Annotated in this window: 20 protein-coding genes and 1 tRNA gene; 7 read left to right on the top strand and 14 right to left on the bottom strand. The window is 71.6% G+C overall.

Annotation, left to right across the window (positions count from 1 at the left end; genetic code table 11):
* Window positions 1-35: 35 nt before the first annotated feature.
* Entirely contained in the window at window positions 36-1,514 is a 1,479-nt protein-coding gene (locus ACXJMZ_RS25670; RefSeq protein WP_057227040.1) for a catalase, read from the bottom strand.
* 117 nt (window positions 1,515-1,631) lie between these two features.
* Here ACXJMZ_RS25670 and ACXJMZ_RS25665 point away from each other — a divergent pair, with 117 nt between their 5' ends.
* Complete coding sequence (locus ACXJMZ_RS25665) at window positions 1,632-2,042, top strand: Fur family transcriptional regulator (RefSeq protein ID WP_057227042.1); 411 nt, start codon at window positions 1,632-1,634, stop codon at window positions 2,040-2,042.
* A gap of 170 nt (window positions 2,043-2,212) precedes the next feature.
* Here ACXJMZ_RS25665 and ACXJMZ_RS25660 read toward each other — a convergent pair whose 3' ends face one another.
* The 3 genes from ACXJMZ_RS25660 to ACXJMZ_RS25650 form a co-directional block, all read right to left on the bottom strand.
* Complete coding sequence (locus ACXJMZ_RS25660; RefSeq protein ID WP_457032407.1) at window positions 2,213-4,141, bottom strand: tetratricopeptide repeat protein; 1,929 nt, start codon at window positions 4,139-4,141, stop codon at window positions 2,213-2,215.
* Between the two features lie 336 nt (window positions 4,142-4,477).
* Window positions 4,478-4,551: transfer RNA gene (locus ACXJMZ_RS25655), tRNA-Met, on the bottom strand.
* A 54-nt stretch (window positions 4,552-4,605) separates the two neighbouring features.
* Window positions 4,606-7,500: a UPF0182 family membrane protein gene (locus ACXJMZ_RS25650; RefSeq protein WP_457032448.1), complete on the bottom strand. Its 2,895-nt coding sequence runs from the start codon at window positions 7,498-7,500 to the stop codon at window positions 4,606-4,608.
* Window positions 7,501-7,691: 191 nt separating this feature from the next.
* Between ACXJMZ_RS25650 and ACXJMZ_RS25645 the strand changes: the two genes are divergently transcribed.
* Window positions 7,692-8,252, top strand: coding sequence for a PPA1309 family protein (locus tag ACXJMZ_RS25645; RefSeq protein ID WP_457032406.1), 561 nt, complete (start codon window positions 7,692-7,694; stop codon window positions 8,250-8,252).
* A 24-nt stretch (window positions 8,253-8,276) separates the two neighbouring features.
* Here ACXJMZ_RS25645 and ACXJMZ_RS25640 read toward each other — a convergent pair whose 3' ends face one another.
* The 4 genes from ACXJMZ_RS25640 to ACXJMZ_RS25625 all read right to left on the bottom strand — a co-directional run bounded on the left by ACXJMZ_RS25640 (window position 8,277) and on the right by ACXJMZ_RS25625 (window position 11,530).
* A complete protein-coding gene (locus tag ACXJMZ_RS25640; RefSeq protein WP_457032405.1) occupies window positions 8,277-9,359 on the bottom strand; it encodes a YlbL family protein in 1,083 nt (360 codons plus the stop codon).
* 43 nt (window positions 9,360-9,402) lie between these two features.
* Window positions 9,403-9,552, bottom strand: a complete 150-nt coding sequence (locus tag ACXJMZ_RS25635) for a hypothetical protein (RefSeq protein ID WP_457032404.1) — start codon at window positions 9,550-9,552, stop codon at window positions 9,403-9,405.
* Between the two features lie 204 nt (window positions 9,553-9,756).
* Window positions 9,757-10,197, bottom strand: coding sequence for a molybdenum cofactor biosynthesis protein MoaE (locus ACXJMZ_RS25630; protein ID WP_457032403.1), 441 nt, complete (start codon window positions 10,195-10,197; stop codon window positions 9,757-9,759).
* A gap of 184 nt (window positions 10,198-10,381) precedes the next feature.
* Window positions 10,382-11,530 (bottom strand): NAD-dependent epimerase/dehydratase family protein, encoded by a 1,149-nt coding sequence (locus tag ACXJMZ_RS25625; protein WP_457032402.1) that lies wholly within the window; start codon window positions 11,528-11,530, stop codon window positions 10,382-10,384.
* A 180-nt stretch (window positions 11,531-11,710) separates the two neighbouring features.
* Between ACXJMZ_RS25625 and ACXJMZ_RS25620 the strand changes: the two genes are divergently transcribed.
* Together ACXJMZ_RS25620 and ACXJMZ_RS25615 are read left to right on the top strand one after the other, a co-directional pair.
* On the top strand, window positions 11,711-13,183 hold the full coding sequence (locus tag ACXJMZ_RS25620; RefSeq protein WP_457032447.1) for a zinc-dependent metalloprotease: 1,473 nt from the start codon (window positions 11,711-11,713) through the stop codon (window positions 13,181-13,183).
* Window positions 13,180-13,752, top strand: a complete 573-nt coding sequence (locus ACXJMZ_RS25615; RefSeq protein WP_457032401.1) for an NUDIX hydrolase — start codon at window positions 13,180-13,182, stop codon at window positions 13,750-13,752. The genes ACXJMZ_RS25620 and ACXJMZ_RS25615 overlap by 4 nt, the downstream gene beginning before the upstream one ends.
* A gap of 26 nt (window positions 13,753-13,778) precedes the next feature.
* Here the strand turns inward: ACXJMZ_RS25615 and ACXJMZ_RS25610 are convergent, their stop codons facing one another.
* Window positions 13,779-14,339, bottom strand: a complete 561-nt coding sequence (locus ACXJMZ_RS25610; protein ID WP_457032400.1) for a M48 metallopeptidase family protein — start codon at window positions 14,337-14,339, stop codon at window positions 13,779-13,781.
* 157 nt (window positions 14,340-14,496) lie between these two features.
* Here ACXJMZ_RS25610 and ACXJMZ_RS25605 point away from each other — a divergent pair, with 157 nt between their 5' ends.
* Window positions 14,497-15,597 (top strand): ThiF family adenylyltransferase, encoded by a 1,101-nt coding sequence (locus ACXJMZ_RS25605; RefSeq protein ID WP_457032399.1) that lies wholly within the window; start codon window positions 14,497-14,499, stop codon window positions 15,595-15,597.
* Between the two features lie 195 nt (window positions 15,598-15,792).
* Window positions 15,793-17,145, top strand: coding sequence for an ABC1 kinase family protein (locus ACXJMZ_RS25600; protein ID WP_457032398.1), 1,353 nt, complete (start codon window positions 15,793-15,795; stop codon window positions 17,143-17,145).
* A gap of 130 nt (window positions 17,146-17,275) precedes the next feature.
* On the opposite strand, the gene ACXJMZ_RS25595 is transcribed toward ACXJMZ_RS25600, so the two are convergent.
* The 4 genes from ACXJMZ_RS25595 to ACXJMZ_RS25580 form a co-directional block, all read right to left on the bottom strand.
* A complete protein-coding gene (locus ACXJMZ_RS25595; RefSeq protein ID WP_235502775.1) occupies window positions 17,276-17,521 on the bottom strand; it encodes a hypothetical protein in 246 nt (81 codons plus the stop codon).
* Window positions 17,522-17,670: 149 nt separating this feature from the next.
* Window positions 17,671-18,033 carry a WhiB family transcriptional regulator gene (locus ACXJMZ_RS25590; protein ID WP_369824287.1) on the bottom strand — a complete coding sequence of 121 codons (363 nt, stop codon included), beginning with the start codon at window positions 18,031-18,033 and terminating at the stop codon, window positions 17,671-17,673.
* Between the two features lie 167 nt (window positions 18,034-18,200).
* Window positions 18,201-18,629, bottom strand: coding sequence for a hypothetical protein (locus tag ACXJMZ_RS25585; RefSeq protein ID WP_057227059.1), 429 nt, complete (start codon window positions 18,627-18,629; stop codon window positions 18,201-18,203).
* Between the two features lie 245 nt (window positions 18,630-18,874).
* Window positions 18,875-21,046: an ATP-dependent DNA helicase UvrD2 gene (locus ACXJMZ_RS25580; RefSeq protein WP_457032446.1), complete on the bottom strand. Its 2,172-nt coding sequence runs from the start codon at window positions 21,044-21,046 to the stop codon at window positions 18,875-18,877.
* Between the two features lie 295 nt (window positions 21,047-21,341).
* Here ACXJMZ_RS25580 and ACXJMZ_RS25575 point away from each other — a divergent pair, with 295 nt between their 5' ends.
* Entirely contained in the window at window positions 21,342-21,599 is a 258-nt protein-coding gene (locus tag ACXJMZ_RS25575; protein WP_457032397.1) for a mycoredoxin, read from the top strand.
* Between the two features lie 19 nt (window positions 21,600-21,618).
* Here the strand turns inward: ACXJMZ_RS25575 and ACXJMZ_RS25570 are convergent, their stop codons facing one another.
* Window positions 21,619-22,470: a GntR family transcriptional regulator gene (locus ACXJMZ_RS25570; protein WP_457032396.1), complete on the bottom strand. Its 852-nt coding sequence runs from the start codon at window positions 22,468-22,470 to the stop codon at window positions 21,619-21,621.
* Window positions 22,471-22,636: the final 166 nt, after the last annotated feature.

Raw genomic sequence — 22,636 nt, 5'->3', positions numbered from 1 at the left:
CCCGCGGTCTGAGGTGCCGTTACCTCTGCTCGCGCCTACTTCTGCTTGCGCAGCTCGCGGACGGCGTCCTCCAGGCGCTGACCGTAGTCGGCGTCGGCCTGGCGGAAGTTGTTGATCGCACGCTCGACGATGTCGTCGCGGTCGGCCGAGACCTTGGCGATGAAGCCGGAGAGGTTGGCGATCAGGCGGGCCTTCTCGTCCTCGGAGAACAGCCGGTAGAGGTTGCCGGCCTGCACGAAGTCGGTGTCCTCGCTGTGCGAGGGCGCCTCGTGATTGCCCGTCAGGCCGTTCACCGGCACCGCGGCCCAGAGCGGGCGGCCGGTCTCGACGGCACCGCCGAAGCTGTTCGGCTCGTAGTTCTTCGAGCGGCCGTGGCGGCCGTCGTAGAGGTGGCCGTCCCGGCTGTTGGTGCGCGCCTCGGTGGCGTGCGGGCGGTTCACAGGCAGGTGGTCGGCGTTGATGCCGACCCGGTAGCGGTGCGCGTCCGCGTAGGCGAACAGACGGCCCTGGAGCATCTTGTCCGGCGACGGGCCGATGCCCGGCACGAAGTGACCCGGGGAGAAGATCGACTGCTCGACCTCGGCGAAGACGTTGTCGGGGTTCCGGTTGAGCTCCAGCTTGCCGATCTCGATCGGCGGGTAGTCCGCGTGCGGCCAGACCTTGGTCAGGTCGAACGGGTTGAAGCGGTAGTTCGCGGCGTCGGCGGCGGGCATGATCTGCACCTGCACCGTCCAGCTCGGGAAGTCGCCGTTCTCGATCGAGGTGCGCAGGTCCCGCTGGTGGCTGTCCGGGTCCTCGCCGGCGAGCTTGTTGGCCTCGTCCACCGGCAGGTTCTTGATGCCCTGGTCGGTCTTGAAGTGGTACTTCACCCAGAAGTACTCGCCGGCCTCGTTCTGCCACTGGTACGTGTGGCTGCCGTAGCCGTTCATGTGGCGGTAGGACGCCGGGATGCCGCGGTCACCGAACAGCCAGGTCACCTGGTGGGTCGACTCGGGCGAGAGGCCCCAGAAGTCCCAGACGTTGTCCGCCTCCTGCGAGCCGGTGTACGGGTCGCGCTTCTGGGTGTGGATGAAGTCCGGGAACTTGATGGCGTCCTTGATGAAGAACACCGGGGTGTTGTTGCCGACGAGGTCGTAGTTCCCCTCCTCGGTGTAGAACTTCAGCGCCCAGCCACGCGGGTCGCGCACCGCGTCGGCCGAACCGAGGTTGCCCGCCACGGTGGAGAACCGCAGGAAGGTCTCGGTCTGCTTGCCGACCTCGGACAGGAACGCGGCCCGGGTGTACGCGGAGACGTCGGCCGTCAGCGTGAAGGTGCCGTACGCGGCGGCGCCACGGGCGTGCACCACGCGCTCCGGGATGCGCTCCCGGTTGAAGTGGGCGAGCTTCTCGAACAGCGTCTGATCCTGGATCAGCGCCGGACCGCCTATGCCCGCGGTCTCGGTGTTCTGGTTGTCGGCGACCGGGGCGCCGGCCTCCGTCGTCAGCGTGGGCCGCAGCTCGTCCTGGGTGGTCATGTCGGGATGCCTCCGCGTATCCGGTCGTACCGTGCCTAAGTATTGGATCGATCCTAGCTTGGACTTTGTCTAAGTCAACACTGGAACCAAGTCGAGAACGTGGCTTACCCTGTCCCCATGAGTGACCTGCTGGAACGACTTCGCGGACGCGGCTGGCGTCTCACCTCGCAGCGGCGTGTCGTGGCCGAGGTCCTCGACGGCGAGCACGTCCACCTCACCGCCGACGAGGTGCACGCCAGGGCGGTCTCCGTGCTGCCCGAGATCAGCCGCGCCACGGTCTACAACACGCTCGGCGAAATGGTCTCCCTCGGCGAGGTCATGGAGGTCGCCACCGACGGCCGCGCCAAGCGGTACGACCCCAACGCCCGCCACGCCCACCAGCACCTCATCTGCTCCGGCTGCGGCTCCATCCGCGACGTCCACCCCCAGGGTGACCTGATCGCCGCTCTCCCGGCAGGCGAACGCTTCGGCTTTGTCATCTCCGGCGCCGAAGTCACCTACCGGGGGCTCTGCCCGGACTGCAGCTGAACTTTTGGCAGGCGCTCAGCCAGGCACGGTCCAGGGGCTCGGGGAACTGCGAGGAGATCTGGCGCCGGGGTCACATGCAAAAGTGCCTGACCACTGACGCACGGATCACCTTGCACGAGGTCGGCGTCGCAGTTCCCCGAGCCCCTGGTGGTGAACCGTGTGCCGAAGGGCTAGGCGCTGAGCTCCGAGTGCAGGGCACCCAAGAGCCGCGAGGCCCGCTCGGTGACCTCGGCGGGGCCGTAGTCGGCCGCGCGACGGCACCAGTTCTCCGCCTGCACCGGCTCGCCCCTGCGCAGGGCGAGCAGCGCGAGCCGCAGCGCGGCCCGCCCGTGCCCGGCGTCGGCGGCCCGGGTGTACCAGACCATCGCCTCCGCCTCCTCGTCCTGACGGGCCAACAGCAGGCCCAGGTTGAACGCGGCGCTGCGGCTGCCCGCCTCCGCCGCCCGGCGGTACCAGCTCTCGGCGATCTCCAGGGCGCCCCGCTCGGCGGCCCGCACGCCCATCCGGACCTGGGCACGGCGGTGCCCGGCGTCGGCCGCGACCGCGTACCAGTGCTCGGCCTCGTCGTCCGCGTCACCACGGCGGTCCAGCAGCGAGGCCAGCCGGAACGCGCCCTCCGCCGAACTGCCCGCCGCCGCCTGCCGGTAGCGCTCCAGCGCACCCGTCAGCTGCCCACGCTGCTCCAGGGCCACGGCCAGCTGCAGCGCAGCCTCACCGTGCCCCTCCGCCGCAGCGCGCGCGTACCACTCGTGCGCCTGCTGCAGCTCCCCGCGCCCGGCGTGCAGCACCCCGAGGTTGAAGGCACCGTCCACACTCCCGGCCTCGGCGGCCTTGGAGAACCACGGCTCGGCGCCCGACTCGTCGCCGCGCTGCAGCAGCACGACGGCCAGCGCGTTGCAGGCCTCCCGGTGCCCGGCGTACGCCGCGCGCCGGTACCACTGCTCGGCCTGGGCCTCGCGCCCGGCGCCCGCGCAGAGCAGACCGAGGTTGAAGGCGCCGTTCTGGTCGCCCGCCTCCAGGGCGGCGCGGTACCAGCGCTCGGCGTCAACTGCCTCTCCCCGCCCGGCATGCAGCGCACCGAGCGCGTTGGCGGCGTTGCCGTCGCCCGCCTCGGCAGCCTCCTGCCACCACTCGGCGGCGGAGGTCAGGTCACCGGCGTCGCGGAGCAGGAAGCCGAGCGCGCAGGCCGCGCGCGGCTCGCCGTTCTGCGCCGCCTGCCGGTACCAGCGCGCCGCCTCGTCGAGGTCGTGGCGCTCCTCCAGCAGCACGCCGAGCCGCAGCCCCGCGCGGGCGTGGCTGCGCGCGGCGGCGGTCCGGTACCAGGTCTCGGCGGTCTCCTTGTCCCCCGCCGCCTCGCGCATCCGGGCCAGCCGGTAGGCGGCCTCCCGGTGCCCCGCGTCGGCGGACACCTTGAACCAGCGCTCGGCACGCACGTCGCGCCGATGCTCCATCAGATCGCCCAGGGCGTACGCCCCGAGCGGGTGGCCGTGCTCGGCGGCGAAGTGCAGCCAGTACTCGGCGGCCTCCTCCTCGCCCTGGTCGCGCAGTTGCAGTCCGAGCGCGTGCGCGGCCGGGGCCGAGCCGGCCACCGCGGCGTGCCGCCACCACTGGGCGGCCTCGGACCGGTGGCCGCGCTGGTGCAGCAGGACACCCAGGTTGTTGGCGGCGGCCCGCAGACCGGCGGCGGCCGCGGTGCGCAGGTACGGCTCGGCGTCCGCCAGGTCGCCCCGGCGGAGCAGCAGCGCGCCGAGCTGGCTGGCGGCGTTCGGATCGCCCTGGTCGGCGGCCTGACGGTGCCTCGACTCCAGCGCGGCCTGCTCGCGGGCGGCCAGCGCGGTCTCGAAGCTGTCCTGGTCGGGCGCGGGGTCGACGGCGGACTGCGGACCGTAGCTGCCGGCGGCGGGCGCGAACTGGCGTGCGGAGACCCGGACCAGGCTGTCCGGGCCGTACCCGGTCTCCCGAGGGACCGTCAGTCCACTGGTGCGCTGGGCGGGCAGGGCCGCGGCGGTTTCCTCGCTCTGCGCCCATGCCTCGGTGTCGGCCGCCCCCGCGGCCGCCTTGCCCCCACTGCCCGGATCGTTCCTGCCGATCAGCTTCATGCCGACTCCCGCTTCCCCCGAGTGCTGCGGCACCCGCCGGGGACGTGTCGGATTCGGCGCTGTCGACTCCCCATGGCCGAGGGAGTCAACTGCCGTACGGCGTCCCCCATGTGGTCCATCGTCGCATCACCCGCAACCCGCGTACACCTGCCCCGGCCAGGTTTTGGCGGGGCGGGCCGAAGCCCGGCGAGATTGCTTCAGCGCTTTGTCGATTTCCCGACACTTGACCCCCACAAACCCCGGGCACGCATCGTACCGGAGTGCACCACGGGTGAGCGCCCTCAATAAGGAAGCACCGAAGGCCCGGAGAAGAATCTCCAGGCCTTCGGTTCAGAGTAGCGGGGACAGGATTTGAACCTGCGACCTCTGGGTTATGAGCCCAGCGAGCTACCGAGCTGCTCCACCCCGCGTCGTTGTGTCCCAACCATAACACGGGGGTGGAGCAGCTCGTTAACCGCCGTTGGTCAGCCGGTCTTCTGCTGGCTCGCCGCGGCTGCGGCATCCAGCGCGGCCTTGAGCGCCTTCTGGGCCTCGCCGTACTTGGCCCAGTCGCCGGCCTTCTGGGCCGCCTCGCCGTCGTTGAACGCCTTCTGGGCGTCCGCGATGGCCTTGGCCTGCTCGGTGTTGACCGTCCCCGGCGTGGTCGGGGTGGTGCCCGGGGCCGGCGTGGTGCCCGGGGTGGTGGGTGCCGTCGGGGTGGTCGGCGCACCCGTGGTGGCGTTGCCGAGCACCTTCGTCAGCGCCTCCCCCAGGGTGTTCTCGAAGGCCACGTTGTCGTTGCCGTACACCGCCAGCACCTTCTGCAGCACCGGGTAGTCGGCGCCGCGCCCGCGTACGTAGACCGGCTCGACGTTGAGCAGGCCGCCGCCGACCGGGAGGGTCAGCAGGTTGCCGTACTCGATGTCGGAGTCGCCACCGATCTTCAGGGTGTTGAGCTTGTTGGCCACGTCGGTGTTCGAGTTGAACTGCGACTGCACCAACTTGGGGCCGAGCGTGTTGGAGTCACCCGGCACCTTGAGGATGCGGATCTTCCCGTACTCGGGCCCCGGGTCCGCGCTGACCGCCATGAAGGCCGCCAGGTTGTCCCGCTTGCTGGGCACGAAGGTGGTGGTCAGCGAGAAGCTCGCCTGGGTCACCGCCGGGTCGGGCATCCGGACCGTCATGTAGTACGGCGGCTGCACCGCACCGGTGTTGGTGGTCGGGTCGACCGGGACCTGCCAGATGTCGGTGCCGTTGAAGAAGGAGTTGGCGTCCGTCATGTGGTACTGGCCGAGCAGGTCGCGCTGCACCTTGAACATGTCCTGCGGGTAGCGCAGGTGCGGCATCAGGCTGCTCGGGATGTCGCCCTTGACCTTGACGGTGCCGGGGAAGGCCTTCATCCAGGTCTTCAGCACCGGGTCGGCGTCGTCCCACTGATAGAGCGTCACGTCACCGGTGTAGGCGTCCACGGTCGCCTTCACCGAGTTCCGGATGTAGTTGACCTTGTTGACCGAGGTGAGCGTGCGCCCGCGCTGGTCGGTCAGCGAGTCCTTGGTGACGTCGCCCAGGGTGGTCTTGGAGGCGAACGGGTAGCCGTCCGAGGTGGTGTAGCCGTCCAGCACCCAGACCAGCTTGCCGTCCTGCACCACCGGGTACGGGTCGGCGTCGATCGAGAGCCAGGGGGCGACCTTCTCCACCCGCTCCTTGGGCGTCCGGTCGTAGATCACCTTGGCGCCGTCGGTGATGGCACCCGCGTAGAGGATCTGCGGCTCGGCGAACCGCACCGCGTAGGCGGCCCGGGTGAACACGTTGTTCAGCGAGACACCGCTCGCGCCGGAGTACTGGTACTGCTTGTCCCCGGCGTCGGTGGAGTAGTCGATCTCCTGGTTGGAGCCGCCGACGATGGAGTAGGTCTTGGTCTCCTCGCCGTAGTAGATCCGCTGCTGGTAGTCGCCCAGCGCACCGGTGGACGGCAGGCCCGACTCGGTGAAGACCGGCTGGCCCTTGTCGTTGACCTGGTTGCCCTTGGCCGAGACGACGCCGTAGCCGTGGGTGTACTTGAAGTGGTCGTTGATCCAGTTCCGCTGCTGCACCCCGGCGAGGTTCAGCTCACGCAGACCGATCACGGTGTCCTGGCCGCCGATCTGGCCGTTGACGTACCGGTCCACGTCCAGCGTCTTCGGGAACTTGTAGTACGAGCGCTGCTGCTCGATCTGCTGGAAGGTCGGCGAGACCACGTTCGGGTCCAGCAGACGGATGTCGGCGATGGTCTGCGCGTCCGCCTTGAGCGCCTCGTTGTCGGTCGTCGCCTTCGGCGCGTACGGCTGGGTCTGGCTGTCCGCGATGCCGTACGCCTGCCTGGTGGCGTCGATGTTCTTCTGGATGTACGGCGTCTCCTTGGCCTGCTCGTTCGGCTTGACCTGGAACTGCTGCACGATCGCCGGGTAGAGCCCGCCGATCAGCACCGCCGAGAGCGCCATCAGCCCGAAGCCGATCAGGGCCGGGGCCCAGGTCTTGCGGATCGGGGTGAGGAAGAACAGCGCCGCACAGATGATCGCGACGAAGAACAGGATGGTCTTGGCCGGCAGGAACGCGTTGGCGTCCACGTAGCGCAGGCCGGTCCAGCCGTCCACGCCCTTGTAGGAACCGGACTTGACCGCCAGCGCGTACCGGTCCAGCCAGTACGCGGCCGCCTTCAGCAGCACGAACACGCCCAGCAGCACGGCCAGATGGCCCTGCGCTCCGGTGCTCACCTTCCGGCCCGGGCCCTGCAGCCGCAGGCCGCCGTACAGGTAGTGCACGACCACCGAGGCCAGCAGCGAGACGATCACCGCGCTGAACGCGAAGCCGAGCAGGAACTCGTACCAGGGCAGCTCGAAGGCGTAGAACGAGACGTCCAGGTGGAACTGACTGTCCTTCACCCCGAACGACGTCTGGTTGGTCCAGAGCATCCAGGTCCGCCACTGCCCGGACGCCGCCGCCCCGGCCACCAGGCCGACCAGCAGCGAGACCGCGATCAGCAGCCACTTCTTGTACGGGGCGACGCCCATCCGGTAGCGGTCCAGGCTCTGCTGCTCGACCGACATCGCGGCCAGCGGCGGCCGCAGCCGGTACGCCAGCCAGACGTTGAGGCCGACCACCAGCGCCATCGCCAGGCCGAAGACGGCGAACAGGCCGACCTTGGTCCAGAGCTGGGCGGAGAAGACGGAGGAGTAGCGGACCGACTTGAACCAGAGCCAGTCGGTCCACAGCCCCGCGAACATCACGAACAGCAGGAAGAGCACCGCCAACACCCCTGCGGTCAGCAGGAGTACTCGGGTGCGCCGGGAGGGCGGGCCGACTCTGGCACGGAAGCCCGGGCCTCCCGGGCGGTCCGGCATCTGGAATACCAAGGTGGCACCTCTGCTGTGTCGTGTGGGTCGATCTGGTCCGGTCTCCTGTGCAACTTAATCGGTCTTTACCTGAGTTCCCACGGTTCACCACGAGTTAGGCCCGCCGACGGGCCCGCCGACTCGCCGACCGTGCGGGCGGGCCGAGCCGGGTGTGGCGCCGCGCATGTGAGGATTGGGGCATGTCCGATGCACTTGATGCCCTGGCCGGCGGTAAGCCGCCCGCCGCCTCCCCGCTCACCCGCGCCGCGCTGGAGATCGACGAGTACGCCGCCACCCTCGGTTGGGACCTGCCGACCCGGCTGTTCGCCCTGGTGGACAGCGCCGCGCTGCGCAAGCAGGACCCGAAGCTCGCCAAGCAGCTGGGTCTGGCCGACGAGAAGCCCGGCGACCTCACCGTGATCGAGCAGGACGAACTGCCCGCCGGGATGGAGCTGGACAAGTTCCTCGGCACCATCGCCTGGCCCGACCAGGTGGTCGGCTGCGCGCTGGTGGTGGAGCGTCAGATGCTGCCGCCGGGCGCCGAGCACAGCCGCCCGAAGAACGCCACGGAGTCCCAGCTCGCCGACTGGGCGGCCAACCACCCGGCCCGCGAGGAGGTCCGGATCACCGCCGCCGTACTGCGCGACGGGAAGAAGGAGATCGCGCTCCGGCTGCGCTCCAAGGACGTCGCCCGCGAGGTGCTGACCGGCCCGGACCTGGTGCCCGGCCTCACCGAGGCGCTGCTCGCCACCTTCTCCTGATTCTCCTGACCGGCTGAGCGCCCGTCAGCTCGTGGCGCAGGCCGGCAGCGCCTCGCCCTGCCCGGCCCGGATCAGGTCCAGCGACTTGAGCGCACCGTCCAGGGTCTCCGCCTTCACCAGGCGGAGGCCCTCCGGCGTGTCCTTGGTCGCCTCGGCACAGTTGTCGGCCGGGGTGAAGAAGTACTCGGCGCCCTTGTCCCTGGCCGCGATCAGCTTCATCGCGATGCCGCCGATCGGGCCGACCTTGCCGTCGTCGGTAATGGTCCCGGTGCCCGCGACGAACTTCCCTGCGGTCAGGTCGGTCGGGGTCAGCTTGTCCACGATGCCGAGCGAGAACATCAGGCCGGCGCTCGGGCCGCCGACGTCCTGCAGCCCGATGTCGATCTTGAACGGGTAGGTGTGCTCGACGTCCGGCCGGATGCCGACCACGGCGCGACTCCCGTCCGCCGCCTTGCCGGTCACCACCGGCACCTGGACCTCGTCGGCCGCGGTCGCGGCGGCCCCGCCGCGGTCCTTCGGGACGATCGTGAAGACCACCGTCTCGCCCGGCTGGTGCTTGGTCACCAGCTCGGCCACCTGCTCGGCCGTGGTCACCTTGGTGCCGTCCACCGCGACGATCCGGTCCCCCGCGTGCAGCTTGCCCTCGGACGGGCCGCCGGCCACCACGGACTTGACCACCACCTGGGTGCCGACCGGGATGCCGAGCTGGTTGAGCGCGGCGGTCTTGGCACTGTCCTCGGAGGAGGCGAACTCCTCCGCGTTCTGCTGCTGCGCCTCCTGGTCGGTCTGACCCTCGGGGTAGACGTTGCCGTGCGGAACCACCAGCACGTCACCCCGCAGCCAGCCGATCACCGCCGACACCAGGCTCGGCTCGTACTTGGCGCCGGTCACCTGAACGGTCGTCATGTTGAGATGGCCGCTGGTCGGATAGGTCTCGTGCCCGGTGATCTGGATCACCGGCTTCCCGTCCTCCTCCTGCGTCCCGAGCGTGTTGTACGTCGGGCCCGGGCTCATCTCCGTGTACGGCACCTTCATCAGGACCGACGCACAGAGCAGTGCTATGAGCAGCAGGGTGGCGGCGAGCATCGTCGCGGAGCGGCGTGGCATGGGACCGACAGTACGGGACGGAGCCGTTACCGCGCCGCCCGGGTCATCGCTTCCCGGGCTCCGCCGGGGAGCCCGTGCTGCGCTCCATCGCGGCCCGGAACCGCTGGTGTTCGGCCAGTGAGGCCGGGTCGCCGGTGGCCCTCGGCGTGCGGGCGGCCCAGCCGGCCCAGAGCATCGCAACGAGTGCCGCCACCACAGGAATGATCAACCAGGCGAGCGCAGCCATGTCCGTACTCCCAGCTCGTCGTTCGTATGAGCAGATTAACCACCCGGCAGCCCAACGGCTGCACCGCCGTTCGGGTTACGGCGCGACGATTGCGCTCATCACTGAGAAGTATTCGTATGACCGGATGCGACCGAACGAGTCTGAACGGGCCTGAACGGGCCTGACGGCGGGTCAGCAGGAGCCCGCGCCGACCCACTCCTCCTCGCCGTCGGTGAAGACCTGGTGCTTCCAGATCGGCACCTCGTGCTTGAGGTCGTCGATCAGCCGACGGGCCGCCGCAAAGGCCTCGCCCCGGTGCGGACAGGAGACCGCGACGATCACCGCCTTGTCGGTGATGTCCAGCCGGCCGATCCGGTGCACCGCTGCCAGCGCCCGGACCGGGAACTCGGAGACGATCTTCTCGGCGATCCGCCGCATCTCCTGCTCGGCCGTCGGATGGGCGCTGTACTCCAGCGCGGTGACGGACTTGCCGCCGTCGTGGTCGCGCACCGTGCCGACGAAGACCGTGGTGCCGCCGGCCGCGTCGTCGCCGACCGCCTCGTACACCTCGTCCAGCGAGAGCGGGGTCTCGCGGATGGCCAGCAGGCGGATGGGGTCGTGGTTCTCGGACATGGTCACCATGATTCCTCATCCCCCGGGGTCCGCGACAAGAGGCTTCCGCATCACGATTGGGCTATTCCGCCAGGCGGAACGAATCCGCTCCACTCCGGGCGCAGCAAGCGCGGAGCAACAGGCGCACGGCCCCTGCCGCGCGCCCCGTAGACCGCCCGGCAAATTGGGGGGCGGTCTTAAGCGGTCAGATCCGACGGCTCTTCCGGGCCCGCCGGACCAGTGCCGCCGTACCGATCAGCGCCACCGTGGCACCCGCCGCGCCCAGGCTGGTCGCGGCCTCCTTGCCGCCCAGCCGGCGCCCGGCCACCGCGTGCTTGCCCGCAACCTGCGCCAACAGCTCACCGAGCACCTGCTCGTTGGTGTACGCGGGCCGCCAACCCGCCTCGTACAACCGGCTGCCGGAGACCACCCACGGGTACATCGTGTAGGCCAGGTCACCCGCCGGAGCCGGGGTCAGGCCCAGCCGGTGCAGCCGGGCCGCCGTGCCCAGTGCGAGCGCGGCGGGCAGCTCCATCCGGCGGATGCCGGACAGCTGCTCCACGTCCTCCTGTTCCAGCCAGCCGTCGCAACCGACCGTCATCTCGCCCTCGACCAGGCCGAGCGTCGCGTACTCCAGCGCCACCGCCAGGTCGTCCACGTGACAGAACTGCCAGCACGGCCTGGACCCGGCCACCACCAGCAGCCGGGGCGCCTCGAAGTGCCTGGTCAGCACGGTGTCCACGCCAGGGCCCACCACCACGGCCGGGCGCAGCACGGTGACCTGCAGCCCGGGGTGCGCCCGGGGCGCGCGGCGGGCCAGCCGCTCGATCTCCAGCAGGTCGCCGACCAGCGAGGCCTCCTCGGTGGCCCGCAGCTCGGCCGACTCGGCCAGCGGCACCTCGTTGTCCGGCAGCGCGCCGTAGACCATCGCCGAGGTGCAGAGCACCACCCGGCTCACCCCGGCCGCCGCGGCGGCCGTCAGCACGGTCTGCGCCCCCCGCACGTTGTACGCGCTGCGCGCCCGGGGGTCGGTCTCCATGCCGAGGTCCATCGCGAGGTGCACCACCACGTCCACCCCGGTCAGCCGTTCGGCCACGGCGGGGTCGCGGATGTCCAGCACCCGCCACTGCACGCCGGGCACCTCACCGCGCCGGTCGTCCAGCGCGAGCACCTTGCGCACTCCGGGTGAGCCGACCAGGCGGGCCGCGACCCGTTCGCCGAGCACCCCCGCAGCGCCGGTGACGGCCACGGTCAGTGGCTTGCCGCCGTAGGCTGGAGACGGCGAACCCGCGGCAGCTGGGGCGTCCTCACCTCCGGTCAGCCCAGAGCGAACGTCCGAAGGCGGGGAACTCACCGGCCATCCTCCACGGTTAGCTTATGTGCGTACGTACGAGTGTCACGTACCGACCATCCTGCCCGAGGCGCGGCCCCGGCGGTGCACCCGGCGCGATCGGGCCGCGCGGCCGACGCCCGTCCCGGGCGCGCAGACCCCCGCCACACCACGCGCGTGACGGCCGACCAGATCGAGGACCCCGTGAGCGACCTCCCCTTCGGATTCGGCGTTCCTCCCGAGGAGCCCGAGGACGGCAAGGCCAAGCGCGACAAGGACGACAAGGACGAGAGCGCCGAGCCCACACCGCCGCAGCCGTTCGGTTTCGGCGGGGCCAACCCGTTCGGCGCGCTGTTCGGGATGGGCGGTCCCGGCGCTCCTGGCGGGGCGTCAGGTGACAATCCGTTCGGGGCGATGTTGGGCGGTCTGAATCCGGGCGACCTCGGCGCGGCGTTCCAGCAACTCGGTCAGATGCTGTCCTTCGACGGCGGCCCGGTCAACTGGGACCTGGCCCGCGACATCGCGCGGCAGACCGTGGTCGCCGAGCAGCCCGAGGGGAAGGCCAAGGACCGCTCGGTGAGCGCCACCGAGCGTTCGGCCGTCGCCGAGGCGGTCCGGCTGGCCGACCTCTGGCTGGACTCCGCCACCGAGTTCCCGTCCGGTGCGGGTACCGCCGTGGCGTGGAGCCGGGCCGAGTGGATCGAGGCCACCCTGCCGGTCTGGAAGGACCTGGTCGACCCGGTCGCCGAGCGGGTCGGCAACGCCATGGGCGGCGTGCTGCCCGAGGAGATGCAGGCGATGGCCGGGCCGCTGATGGGCATGATGCGCTCGATGGGCGGCGCGATGTTCGGCACCCAGATCGGCCAGGCGCTGGGGGCGCTGGCCGCCGAGGTGGTCGGCTCCACCGACGTCGGCCTGCCGCTCGCCCCGGCCGGCAAGGCCGCCCTGCTGCCGCAGAACGTCGCCGAGTTCGGCGAGGGCCTGAGCATCCCGGTCGACGAGGTCCGGCTCTACCTGGCCCTGCGCGAAGCCGCCCACCAGCGGCTGTTCGCCCATGTGCCGTGGCTGCGGGCGCACCTGTTCGGCGCGGTCGAGGCGTACGCGCGTGGCATCAAGGTGGACACCACGCGGATGGAGGAGCTGGTCGGCCAGCTCGACCCGGCCAACCCCGAGGCGCTCCAGGAGGCCCTCGCCAACGGCCTGCTCCAGCCCGAGGACACCCCGGAGCAGAAGGCCGCGCTGGCCCGCCTGGAGACCGCGCTCGCGCTGGTCGAGGGCTGGGTGGACGCGGTCGTGCACGCCGCCGCCGAACCGCACCTGCCGCAGGCCGGCGCGGGCGCCCCGGCCGAGCAGACCTTCGCCACCCTGGTCGGCCTGGAGCTCCGCCCGCGCCGCCTCCGGGACGCCTCCCGACTCTGGGCCTCGCTGGCCGACGCCCGGGGCGTCGAGGGCCGGGACGCGCTCTGGGAGCACCCCGACATGCTGCCCACCGCCGCCGACCTGGACGACCCGGACGGCTTCGTGCACCGGGGCTCCGGCGACGGCGCCGAGGGCGGCATCGACTTCACCGAGCTGGACAAGCTGCTCGGCGAGGCTGCCAAGGGCTCGGAGCCGGGCTCTGCTCCGGACAGCGACGACAAGGACACTACGGGCGACGACAAGGAGCCCGGCAAGTGACCGAGCTGCACGCCGACGCCGTCCGGACGCTGCGGACCTGGTCGGTGGCCGATCCGGGCCAGGACCGGCTCCGGCTCGACTACCTCGACCACCTGGCCGACCGCCCCGACGGGATGTGGCGGTCCTCGCTGCCCGCCCACATCACCGCCAGCGCGGTGGTGGTCGACCCGTCGGCCGGGCGGGTGCTGCTGACCCTCCATCCCAAGGTCGGCCTCTGGCTGCAGATGGGCGGGCACTGCGAGCCCGGCGACGGGACGCTGGCCGCCGCCGCACTGCGCGAGGCCACCGAGGAGTCCGGCATCGCGGATCTGGAGCTGCTCACCGTCGACGGCACGCCCGTCCCGGTCAAGCTGGACCGGCACCAGGTCCGCTGCACCGGCAAGGACCGGCCGGAGAACACCCACCTGGACGTCCAGTACGTCGCCCTCGCACCGGCCGGAGCGCAGGAGCTGATCAGCGAGGAGTCGCTGGACCTGCGCTGGTTCGACTACGACCAGCTGCCGGAGCCGACCGACGACTCGCTACGCGAACTCGTCGCGCTGGCCCGCAAGCTGACCGAGGGTCGGTAACCCCGGCGCTCGCGCCGCCGCAGCGGTCAGTCGCAGCTCCGGGCGTGCGGCAGGCTCGCTGCGGCGGCCACGCCCTCCAGGTAGCCGCGGGCCCGCTCGGTGCGCGGGTAGGCCGCCAGCAGGGCCCAGAAGCTCGGGCCGTGGCTCGGCTCCAGCAGGTGCGCCAGCTCGTGCAGCAGCACGTAGTCCACGACGTACTCGGGCATGCCCTGCAGCCGGTGCGAGAGGCGGATGCTGCCCTCGCTCGGGGTGCAGGAGCCCCAGCGGGAGTTCTGGTTGGTCACCCAGCGGACCACCTCAGGACGGGCCCGGCCGCCCAGGTACTCGGCGGACAGCTCGGCGGCGCGCCGGACCAGCGCGTCGTCGCCGAGCACCTTGCGGCTCTCCTGGGCGGCCAGCTTTTCGAGCATCCGGGCCACCCATCGCTGCTCCTCGGCCTGCGACATCCGGGCCGGGATCAGCACCACCGTCCGGTCGCCCTCGCGGTAGGCGGAGACGGTGCGCTTGCGGCGGGCGCTGCGGCGGACCTCGACCGCGGAGTCCAGTTCGGCTGCCATGCCAGGGACGTTACCCGGCGCCGCCGACATCCCGCCGGGGGCCGGCGTTGTCCACAGGCTGTGCAGAACGATGGTCGGACAAGTGCCCTGGGGCTGTGGACAACGAGGAGCACGAGGGCGGCGGGATGGGGCATGCTTCCCTCAGTTCACCGTTACCCACCGTGATCGGAGGTCCACCGTGCGTCTGATGGTGAAGCCTGCACTGTCCCGCCTCTGGCGCGACAACGACACTCTGCAGTTCGGCACCGTCCGACAGCACGCCCGAGTGGTGGACCAGGTCAGTCAACCGGTCGCCGCCTTCCTCGAGCTGCTCGACGGCAGCCGGGACCGGCCCGCCCTGCTGGAGGCGGGCGAGCGGCTCGGGCTCGGCCGGGAGGTCGCCGAGCAGCTGCTCGGCTCCCTGGAGGAGGGCGGCCTGCTGGACGACGCCGAGGCCGGCCGGGCCCTGCTCGACGGCTACCCGAAGGCCCGGCAGGAGCTGCTCGGGCCTGACCTGGCGTCACTCTCCCTGGTGCATCCGGACCCTGGCGAGGCCCCCGCCGTGCTCCGTGGCCGGGCCACCGCCCGGGTGGAGATCCACGGCGCCGGGCGGGTCGGCGCCGCCGTCGGTGCGGTGCTGGCCGCCGGGGGCGTCGGCGGCGTCACGCTGGCCGACCAGGGCCGGGTCACCGCCCGGGACTGCTCCCCCGCCGGGTACCCGCCGACCGACATCGGCCGGCTCCGGGCCACCGCCGCCCGGGAGGTGGTGCACCGTGCCTCCGGCGCCGCCGCCGGGGAGCGGCAGCACCCCCGACGGCCCGAGGAGGCCGCACCGCCCGCCCTGGTGGTGCTGGCGCCCCGGGACGGCGCCGGGGCCTTCACCGGGGTCGCCGCCGAGGCCCACCGGCTGATGCGGGCCGGCGTGCCGCACCTCTACGTCGGGGTGCTAGAGCACCTCGGCATCGTCGGGCCGCTGGTGCTGCCCGGGGCCTCGGCCTGCGGCTCCTGCGCCACCCTCACCCGCCGCGACGAGGACGAGGCCTGGCCCCGGCTGCTCGCCCAGCTCGGTGCCGACGGCCCCGGCCGCCCCCGCACCCCCGCCTGCGACAGCGCCCTGGCCACCACCGTCGCCGGGCTGGCCGCCCTGCACGTCGAGCTCTACCTGGACGGCGTCCGGCCCCCCAGCGTGGACGGCTGGTGCGAGGTCTCCGCCGCCGACGGAATGACCCGCCGCCTCCGCCTGCCCACCCACCCCGCCTGCGGCTGCACCTGGCCCTCCGGGCCGCCCGAGCAGCGGCAGGAGGTCTAGGAGTTGCCAAGGTCGGGGCAACCCCGGCGGAGCCGGATCGGGGAGCGGGCACAATGGCCAGTGACACGTCCTGCGGGTGGGACTCGGAGCTGGGAGGCCCTGGGGTGAGCGATCGTCCGCGCAAGGCAGTTACCCGAACCACGACACGAGCTGTGGGCTGCGGCGACGCCGGCCGCACCGCTCGAGGGGCAGCTCATGTCTGAGATTCCGCGCAAGGCCGTCTCCCGCACCGCCCGGCTCGCCGCTCTTCCGCTGAGCTTCGCCGGTCGGGCAACTCTCGGCCTGGGCAAGCGCCTTGGCGGACGTCCTGCGGACGAGGTCACGGCGGAGCTGCAGCAGCAGACCGCGGACCAGCTCTTCGCCACCCTGGGGAAGCTGAAGGGCGGGGCGATGAAGTTCGGGCAGGTGCTGTCCGTCTTCGAGGCCGCGCTGCCCGAGGAGGTGGCCGGCCCCTACCGGGCCGCCCTGACGAAGCTTCAGGACGCCGCCCCGCCGATGCCCGCCGCCAAGGTGCACACCGTGCTGGCCGAGCGGCTCGGCCCGAACTGGCGGAAGAAGTTCCGCAGCTTCGACGACCGCCCGGCGGCCGCCGCCTCGATCGGGCAGGTGCACCGCGCGGTCTGGCACGACGGCCGCGCGGTCGCCGTCAAGATCCAGTACCCCGGCGCGGGTGACGCGCTGCTCTCCGACCTGGCCCAGCTCAGCCGGGTGGCCTGGCTGCTCGGCCCGCTGATCCCGGGCCTCGACATCAAGCCGCTGATCACCGAGCTGCGCTCGCGGGTCGCCGAGGAGCTGGACTACGCGCTGGAGGCGGAGGCCCAGCGGCGGCACGCCGAGGAGTTCGCCGACGACCCGGACATCACCGTGCCCGGTGTGATCGCCCAGGCCGACCAGATCCTGGTCAGTGAGTGGCTGGACGGCACCCCGCTGTCCGAGGTGATCACCGACGGCACCCAGCCGGAGCGCGACCGGGCCGGCCAGCTGCTCGCCCGCTTCCTGTTCGCGGGCCCGTCCCGGACGGGTCTGCTGCACGCCGACCCGCACCCCGGTAACTTCCGGCTGATCAAGGACGAAGGCCCGGTCGAGGGCTGGCGGCTCGGCGTGCTGGACTTCGGCACCGTCGACCGGCTGCCCGAGGGCCTGCCCGCCCCGATCGGCGACTCGCTCCGGATGGCGCTGGCCGGGGACGCCGACGGCGTACTGGACATGCTCCGCGAGGAGGGCTTCGTCAAGCCCTCGGTCTCGCTGGACCCGGCGGCCGTACTCGACTACCTGCTGCCGATCATCGAGCCGACCACGGTGGAGACCTTCCACTTCACCCGGGCCTGGATGCGGGCCCAGGCGGTCCGGATCGCCGACCCCCGCTCCCCCGCGTACAACCTCGGCAAGCAGCTCAACCTGCCGCCGGCCTACCTGCTGATCCACCGGGTCACGCTGAGCACCATCGGCGTGCTCTGCCAGCTCGGGGCCAACGCGCCGTTCCGGGCCGAGATGCTGGAGTGGCTGCCCGGCTTCGCCCAGCCGGTGGACGAGCCGGCCGGGAGCTGACGCCCCACCAGACCCACCAGACCCGCCAGGCAGCACGCAGCACGCAGCACGCAGCACGCGACGATGGCCGCCCCACAGCAGTGGGGCGGCCATCGTCGTCACGGGGGTGTTGCTGTTACTTCGTCAGGTCTCACATCAGGGCGACGGCGAGCGCCTTGCGGGCTCGCAGCGAAGCACGTTCGGCCCGCCGCACCAGCTTGGCGGCCCGAGCGACTCGCTCGCCCACCCGTTGGTGCTCAGCCTCCTGGAGGCGTTCTTGCATATGGGCGCGGGCCAGGGTTTCTTGCATGAGTTGCATCTCGCGGGTCCTGTTCTGGATCAAAAGTTCTTTGGTCTGCTCGAGGCGGACGGTCTGCTTGGCGGCGGTGGCGGTCATGTGGTGGTCCTGCTCGTGCTGCGTGCTCGGAAACGGACGGGAGTGGGCTGCATCGGCCTTGGCGGCGGCGATGCGGACCGAGTTGCGCAGTGCACTGTCCAGCGGGGGCTGCTCACCCCGACGGACGGTCACCGCACCGGACGCGGGGTTCACGCCGCGACCTCGGTCTTACGCGGACGGCCACGCGGCCGCTTCCGGGCAACCACAACGCCCTGCACGAAGAGCTCGCCGCCCCAGACGCCCCACGGCTCGCGCCGCTCCAGCGCACCCGTCAGGCACGCGTCCTTGACCGGGCAGGTGCCGCACAGCGACTTCGCGTACTCGACGTCCGCCGGGGTCTCGGCGAAGAAGACCTCCGGGTCGAAGGCACGGCACGGGATGGGCTGGCCGTTGACCTCGGCCTGGTCGGTCGCGGTGAGCTGCATAAGAGAAACCTCCGGTGGGTCGGCCTGGTCGGCCTTGGTGATGTCTGTCGGTACGGACGGGAGTGGCGGTGTGATGACCGTGGACACTGTGGCGTCTTCCTCGTCTTCTGCTGTGGATCCGGCCAGCTGACTGGTGGGGCTGGCCGGAGGTCCCGGAGGACCTGGGTGGTTCTGACGTACCGGACAAAACAAGAGGGCCGCGAATCCCGGTGTAGACGGGTTCCGCGGCCCTGGAGGCTCGACCTGAGACTGACTCAGGTTTGATCTCTCCAGGGTTCAGGGCCGCGGAAGGCCCACATCCGGACGGCCTTGGCTCCCATCAGGGCGGCCATGGCCTTCATCTGCTTCTCGTCGTGCTGCTTGGCGGCTCCGGCATCGCCGGCCTGCTGCGCATAGTCGCCATGCTTGGCGGCTGCTACTGCTGCCTTCGATGCCTGGAGCGGTCGCTCGTTGCGAATCCGGCGGCTGCCGCCGAGCGTCGCCCCGGTGAGGGACAGAACCGTCTCGACGGAGGCGCCAAAGGTGCCGTTGCCCAGCCCATTAATCCCGAGGCCACTGACAACGCCGGAGACACCGGTGCCGTTGAGACCCAGACCGTTCAGGCTGCCAACCTGCGAGGGAGCGCACGAGGGCATGGCGATGACGGTCTGGCCAGTCAGGTTGGTGATCATCTTGGTTTCCACTGTCTTCGCCTCCTCTCGGCGCTCGCGGTGCCTGGTCTCCCGGGCCCCGAATTCGGATGTTGGTCGGTGGTGCAGATGGTGCAGGTGGTGCGGTAGTACCGGCAGGCGCGCGAAAGTGAGACCCTCACGGCCTTGCGATCTCGTCCCCTTGACCGCTCCGGCAGGCTATTGCGCAGTGTGTACGGCGCGCAAACTATTTTTCCGGCGAGTTTCGAAGAGCGCCTCGGGCGGCTCTCGGGAGCGGCTCAGGCCAGCTCCTCCGACTCCCCCTGAGTCTCGTCGAGGGGTTCGTCCGTGGACTCGTCCACGGGCTCCTCCCCGGCACACATAGCCAACACGGCAGCCCCGTATTTGTCCAGCTTCATCGCGCCGACACCCGAGATCACCGCGAGCTCACGCTCGTTGGCCGGGACGTCCTCGGCGATCGCCATCAGGGTCGCGTCGGTGAACACCACGTACGCCGGAGCGCCCTGCTTCTTCGCCTGCACCGAGCGCCACTCGCGCAGCCGCTCGTACAGCGCCTCGTCCATGTTGGACGGGCAGCTCTCGCAGCGGCGGAGCTTGCGGTCGACGGCGTCGGTCAGCGTCTTGTCGCAGACCCGGCACTTGACCGGGCCGCGCACCTTGCGGGCGGCGGACCGCTCGGCGCCGAACTCGACCCCGCCGCGGCCGCCCTTGCTGCGCGGCCCGGAGGCGCTGGAGCCGGGCCGCAGGCCGTCCAGGAAGCGGGTGGGCTTCCGGCTGGCCCGGCCGCCCGGGGAGCGGGAGAGCGCCCAGGAGAGCGAGAGGTGCAGCCGGGCCCGGGTGACGCCGACGTAGAGCAGCCGGCGCTCCTCCTCGATCTGCTCGTCGGTCTTGGCGTAGATGATCGGCAGGGTGCCCTCGGTCAGGCCGACCAGGAAGACCGCGTCCCACTCCAGGCCCTTGGCGGCGTGCAGCGAGGCGAGCGTGACGCCCTCGACGGCGGGGGCGTGCTGGGCCGCCGCGCGCGCGTCCAGTTCACTCACGTACGCCGCCAGGTCGGTGTCCTGACCGACCGTCAGCCGGGCTGCCGCGAACTCCTCGGCCAGCCGGACCAGCGCGGCCAGCGACTCCCAGCGCTCGCGCACGGTGCCCGAACCGGCCGGCGGCGCGGACGTGAACCCCCGGCTGGCCAGCACCGCGCGGACCTGGCCCGCCATGTCGGGCGCGTCGGCGGTGAGCGGGTCGGACCCGGCCCGGGCGGCGCCGCGCAGCAGCATCACCGCGTCCCGCACCTCGGGGCGCTCGAAGAACCGCTCGGCGCCCTTGAGCTGGTACGAGATGCCCAGGTCGGCGAGCGCCTGCTCGTAGACCTCGGACTGGCTGTTGATCCGGAACAGCACCGCGATCTCGCTGGCCCGGACGCCCTTGGCGAGCAGCGCCTTGATCTCCCGGGCGGTGGTCTCGGCCTCGGTCGGCTCGTCGACGTACTCGGCGTAGACCGGCTCGGGGCCCGCCTCGCGCTGCGAGATCAGCTCCAGCCGGTGCTGGGCGGCCTGGCCGCGCGCCTTGGCCAGCAGGCCGTTGGCCAGGTGCACCACCTGGGGGGTGGAGCGGTAGTCCCGGACCAGCTTGACCACGGTGGCCTCGGGGTGCCGGGCCCGGAAGTTGAGCAGGTAGTCGGGGGTGGCGCCGGTGAAGGAGTAGATCGTCTGGCTGGCGTCGCCGACCACGCAGAGGCTGGCGCCGCCGCCCGTCCACTGGTCCAGCAGGCGCTGCTGGAGCGGGGAGACGTCCTGGTACTCGTCCACCGTGAAGTGCCGGTACTGGGCGCGGACCTGGCCGGCGATCTCCGGCCGGTCCTCCAGGATCGCGGCGGTGAGCAGCAGCACGTCCTCGAAGTCGATCACGCCGCGGTCGCGCTTGGACTGCTCGTAGGTGGCGTAGACCCGGGCGATCTCGGCCGGGTCGCGCGGGGCCTCGCGGCCGGTCTTGAGCACGGCGGCGGGGTAGTCGTCGGGCACGATCTGGGTGACCTTGGCCCACTCGATCTCGCTGGTCAGGTCGCGCAGCTCGGTGCGCTGGACCCGCAGGCCGCTGCGCCCGGCGGCCTCGGCGACCAGCTGGACCTTGCGCTCCAGCAGCCGGGGCACCTCGCCGCCGATCGCGCGCGGCCAGAAGTACTGGAGCTGGCGGAGCGCGGCGGAGTGGAACGTCCGCGCCTGCACGCCCTCGGCGCCGAGCTGGCGGAGCCGCCCGCGCATCTCCCCGGCGGCGCGGGCGGTGAAGGTCACCGCGAGCACCTGCTGCGGCTGGTAGACGCCGCTGCGCACGCCGTACGCGATCCGGTGGGTGATCGCCCTGGTCTTGCCGGTGCCGGCGCCCGCGAGCACGCAGACCGGGCCGTGCAGGGCCGTGGCGACGGCGCGCTGCTCCGGGTCGAGACCGGCGAGCACCGCGTCGGCGCCGCTGGGCGCCGGGTCGCCGTAGGCGGTGCCGTAAGGGGTGTCGGACCGGTCGGGGAGACCCAAGAGCTCTTCCTGCATGCTGTCCATCCTCGCAGGGTGGACCGACGTTCCAGCCCGGGTTGTCCACAGGCCCCGGCCACTCAACGGATAATCAGCCCGCCGACCGGCGCGCGTGCTACATCGCGCTCCGGTCCACACACCGATGGCGCGCGCGGAATGTTCCGCCGCCCGCCGGACGTTGTCGGCACAGTCCGTACGCCCCCTCCCGAAGGAGTCCACCGCCATGTCCGGCAGCGTCACGATGTACAGCACGACCTGGTGCGGGTACTGCAACCGGCTGAAGAGCCAGCTGGACCGCGAGGGCATCGGCTACGACGTGATCAACATCGAGGAGGACCCGGCCTCGGCCTCCTACGTCGAGTCGGTCAACAACGGCAACCAGGTGGTGCCGACCGTGATCGTCAAGCCGGCCAACGGCGGCGAGCAGGTCGTGATGACCAACCCGAGCCTCCGGCAGGTGCAGGCCGCACTGGTCGGCTGACCGGCTGACTGACCCCGCGTCAGAACCCGTGGCTCCGCTCCACCTGGGGCGGGGCCACCGGTGTCTCCGGCATCGGCCTGGCAGCCAGCTCGCCCAGCCCGTAGACCAGCCGGCAGCGGTCCGCCGAGTACCTGGTCTCGATCACCCGGACCGGGCCGCGTGCGTCGTAGCCGACCCGGGTCTGCACCAGCAGCGGAGCGCCGGGGCCGCCCTGGAACCAGGCCGCCTCCTCCGGGCCCGGCATCCGGGAGACCAGGTGGTCCACCGCGCCGATCTCGGTCCGGCCGAGCGCCGCGAGCACCGCCTCGTCCCCGCCGGGCACCGGGTCCGGCTCCATCAGCGGGGTGCCGGCCGCCAGCCCGGCCCGGTAGTGGCTCTCCTCGATCGAGTAGGGCTCGCGGTCCAGCAGCCGGAGCTGACGGCGCACCACCACCGCCTCGCCCGGCCGCAGTCCGAGCCGCTCGGCGACGTCCACCCGGGCCCGGACGATCAGCATCTCGAAGTCGACCGTGAGCCGGCGCCCGGCCGCCCTGGCCTCCCTGGCGTAGACCTCGGTCGGCGCGGCCAGGCAGTCCCGCTGCCCCGGCAGCTGCCCGGGCAGCAGGGGCGGGCCGTACACCCGGTGGTCCAGCACCGGGTGCTCCTTGAGGTAGGTGCCCTTGCCCTGGACGCGGACCAGGCGGCCTTCGTTGACCAGCACGTCGACCGCGAGCCGGACGGTGTTCCGCGCGACGCCGTACTGCTGCTCCAGCTCGGTCTCGACCGGCAGCGGTGAGTCGCCCCGCCACTCTCCGGCGGCGATCCGGCGGCGCAGGTCGGCGGCGAGTCGTTGGTACTTCGGTGATTGGGTACTGCCCCGAGGGATTGTCACCCGAGTGAATGTAGCGATCCGGCTTGCGCCATTTCAGCGAAACCGGCCAATATTGGCCGAGATCGGGGATCTCGGTATTGACCCCGACCAGGTCGTTCGCAGTCGCCCGGCGGCTCTCCGGTCCTGACGAAAGTCAAGACGACGAGTGTCGCATCCAGCCACGTAC

The organism is Kitasatospora sp. P5_F3 (assembly GCF_054049135.1).
The sequence above is the reverse complement of the archived record's forward strand: the minus strand, read 5'-3'. Positions and strand labels throughout refer to the sequence as shown.

Bases quoted from the DNA above. Each gene is read 5' to 3' on its own strand.
- ACXJMZ_RS25670 (WP_057227040.1), bottom strand. From the start codon at position 1,514: ATGACCACCCAGGACGAGCTGCGGCCCACGCTGACGACGGAGGCCGGC.
- ACXJMZ_RS25665 (WP_057227042.1), top strand. From the start codon at position 1,632: ATGAGTGACCTGCTGGAACGACTTCGCGGACGCGGCTGGCGTCTCACC.
- ACXJMZ_RS25660 (WP_457032407.1), bottom strand. From the start codon at position 4,141: ATGAAGCTGATCGGCAGGAACGATCCGGGCAGTGGGGGCAAGGCGGCC.
- ACXJMZ_RS25650 (WP_457032448.1), bottom strand. From the start codon at position 7,500: ATGCCGGACCGCCCGGGAGGCCCGGGCTTCCGTGCCAGAGTCGGCCCG.
- ACXJMZ_RS25645 (WP_457032406.1), top strand. From the start codon at position 7,692: ATGTCCGATGCACTTGATGCCCTGGCCGGCGGTAAGCCGCCCGCCGCC.
- ACXJMZ_RS25640 (WP_457032405.1), bottom strand. From the start codon at position 9,359: ATGCCACGCCGCTCCGCGACGATGCTCGCCGCCACCCTGCTGCTCATA.
- ACXJMZ_RS25630 (WP_457032403.1), bottom strand. From the start codon at position 10,197: ATGTCCGAGAACCACGACCCCATCCGCCTGCTGGCCATCCGCGAGACC.
- ACXJMZ_RS25610 (WP_457032400.1), bottom strand. From the start codon at position 14,339: ATGTCGGCGGCGCCGGGTAACGTCCCTGGCATGGCAGCCGAACTGGAC.
- ACXJMZ_RS25605 (WP_457032399.1), top strand. From the start codon at position 14,497: ATGGTGAAGCCTGCACTGTCCCGCCTCTGGCGCGACAACGACACTCTG.
- ACXJMZ_RS25600 (WP_457032398.1), top strand. From the start codon at position 15,793: ATGTCTGAGATTCCGCGCAAGGCCGTCTCCCGCACCGCCCGGCTCGCC.
- ACXJMZ_RS25595 (WP_235502775.1), bottom strand. From the start codon at position 17,521: ATGACCGCCACCGCCGCCAAGCAGACCGTCCGCCTCGAGCAGACCAAA.
- ACXJMZ_RS25575 (WP_457032397.1), top strand. From the start codon at position 21,342: ATGTCCGGCAGCGTCACGATGTACAGCACGACCTGGTGCGGGTACTGC.